2 protein-coding genes are annotated in these 2,702 nt (G+C 69.7%); both read left to right on the top strand.

Annotation, left to right across the window (positions count from 1 at the left end; genetic code table 11):
* The coding region (locus tag G6028_RS16950; protein ID WP_277817635.1) for a ribonuclease J at positions 1-1,898 on the top strand (1,898 nt) is incomplete at its 5' end.
* A gap of 5 nt (positions 1,899-1,903) precedes the next feature.
* Positions 1,904-2,560: a TIGR03085 family metal-binding protein gene (locus tag G6028_RS16945; protein WP_182617816.1), complete on the top strand. Its 657-nt coding sequence runs from the start codon at positions 1,904-1,906 to the stop codon at positions 2,558-2,560.
* Positions 2,561-2,702 lie beyond the last annotated feature (142 nt).

The following is a 2,702-nucleotide window of genomic DNA, read 5'->3' as shown; positions in this document are numbered from 1 at the left end:
CCTCGCGTGGTCGCGGGCGCGGAGCGTCCTCCGACGGCGGCCAGAACGGTGGCGGTCAGAACAGCGGCGGCCAGAACGGCGGCAACCAGGGTGGCGGTCAGAACGGCGGCGGCCGGGGCCGTGGTGGCCGGGGCCGCGGCCGTGGTAACGGGACCACCTCCACCGCCGAGTTCGGCGGCGTCAAGACCATGCAGGGCGGGGACATGACGGTCCGGCTGCCCAGCCCGCCCAAGCCGCGCAAGGGTGCGATGCGTCTGGTCGCGCTCGGCGGGATCACGGAGATCGGCCGCAACATGATGACCTTCGAGTACGACTCGAAGCTTCTGATCGTGGACTGCGGTGTCCTGTTCCCGAGTTCGACGGAGCCCGGAGTCGACCTGATCCTCCCGGACTTCGGTCACATCGAGGACCGACTCGACCAGGTCGAGGCGCTCGTTCTCACGCACGCCCACGAGGACCACATCGGTGCGATCCCGTTCCTTCTCAAACTGCGCCCGAACATCCCTGTCGTGGGATCCAGGTTCACCCTGGCCCTGGTGGCGGCCAAGTGCCGGGAGCACCGGATCAAGCCGGTCTTCCAGCAGGTCGACGAGTCGAGCGTGAGTTCGTTCGGCCCGTTCGAGGTCCGCTACTTCGACGTCAACCACTCGATCCCCGAGTGCCTGGGCGTTGTCGTCCGTGCGGGCGGCAACTCCGTGATGATGTCGGGCGACATCAAGCTCGACCAGCTTCCCACCGACAAGCGGCCCACCGACCTGGCCAAGATGGCGCGGTTCGGCGACGAGGGTATCGACCTGCTGCTGTTGGACTCCACCAACGCCACCACCCCGGGAGTCAGCCGCTCGGAGTCCGAGGTCGGCCCCGCTCTCCAGCGGCTCATCAGCGACGCCCGCAGACTCGTCGTGGTGGCCTGCTTCGCCTCCAACGTCTACCGCGTGCAGTCCGTCATCGCGGCCGCCGAGGCCTGCGGCCGGAAGGTCGCGCTCACCGGTCGGTCCATGATCCGGAACATGGAGATCGCGCTCGAACTGGGTCTGCTCACGGACCCGAAGGGCGTTCTGATCGACATGGACGCCGCGGCGAAGCTCCCCTCCGAGAAGGTCCTCGTGATGACCACCGGGACCCAGGGGGAGTCGATGGCCGGGTTGTCCCGGATGGCCCGCCGCGAGCACCGGCAGATCAACCTCTCCGAGGGCGACACCGTCCTGTTCTCCTCGTCGATCGTCCCGGGCAACGAGGAGCCGGTCTTCAGCGTGCAGAACAGTCTGTCCCAGATGGGCGTGAACGTGGTGACCAGCCGCGATGCCAACATCCACGTCTCCGGACACGGGGACGCGGGCGAGCTGCTCTTCGTCTACAACGCCGTTCGGCCGAAGAACGCCATGCCCGTCCACGGAGAGTGGCGGCACCTGCGGGCCAACCGGGCCCTGGCGGTCGCGACCGGCGTGCCGGCGGAGAACGTGGTGCTCGCACAGAACGGCGTCGTGGTGGACCTCGTCGACGGCAAGGCGACCACCGTCGGTCAGATCCCGGTCGGCCACCTGTACGTGGACGGTCTGTCCACCGGCGACGTCGGCGACACCGTGCTGGCGGACCGCACCGCGCTGTCCGAGGACGGCTTCATCGTCGCCACGGTGGTGGTGGACCCCCGCACCGGTCGACCGGTGAGCAAGCCCCAGATCATCGCCAAGGGATTCACCGACGAGCCGGGCGCGTTGGCGCCGGTCGTCGAGCTGGTCGAGAACGCACTGTGGGACCTGGCAGGGGAGGGTGAGACCGACCCCTACCGACTCGCGCAGGCGGTCCGCCGCACCGTGGGCACCTGGGTCTCCGACAAGTGGCGTCGCAAGCCCATGATCGTGCCCACCGTCATCACCTCCGTGGCAGCGCAGGACTGAGTCCGGTGAACCCCGACCGGCGGACACTGGCGCAGCGGGAGCGCAGCGCTCTCGTCGAGACGATGCGCGCCGCCGGGCCGGAGGCACCGACGCTGTGCGCCGGGTGGACGACCCGGGATCTCGCGGCGCACCTGGTCGTGCGGGAGGCACGCCCCGACGCCGCCGCGGGAATCGTCCTGCCGGCGCTCGCCTCGCGGATGGAGGAACTGCGCCTCCGTGAGGCCGAGCGTCCGTGGGACGAACTGCTCGAGAAGATCGCGGCGGGTGCGCCGTGGTACTCGCCGCTCCGCTACGCAGACCGGCTGGCCAACGCCGCGGAGTACCTCGTCCACCACGAGGACGTCCGCCGGGCCGGTGGCGAATGGACGACGCGGGAGTTCGACGTCGAGGACCTCGATCGCATCTGGGCGCTGGGCACCACGGTGGCCAGGACGTTCCTCCGTCGGGTGTCCGCCCGGGTCGACCTGCGCACCCCACCGGGGATCACGTTGACCAAGTCCGGTGCGGTGTCCACGGGCGCCGCGTTGGCCCCGATGGTCAGTGTGACGGCCGCCCCCGTCGAGTTGATCCTGTGGGCGTTCGGCAGGGACGCGGTGGACGTGGACATCTCCGGAGCCCATGGGGGCATCGACGCGGTCCGGGCGGTACCGAGGGGCTTCTGACCGACCCCGGCCCGTGTGGCTGCTGTTACCAATGGGGTCCGAGAAGATAGAGTGACCCCCATGGCACCCAGCTCGAACACGCGATCCACCCGTGCCCCCGGTGGACGACGCCCGGCCTCGAAGTCCGGCGCACAGCGATCCA

The sequence above is a fragment of the Dietzia cercidiphylli genome (genome assembly GCF_014145145.1).
Taxonomy (GTDB): Bacteria; Actinomycetota; Actinomycetes; order Mycobacteriales; family Mycobacteriaceae; genus Dietzia; species Dietzia natronolimnaea.
This window is presented reverse-complemented; position numbering and strand designations above follow the sequence as displayed.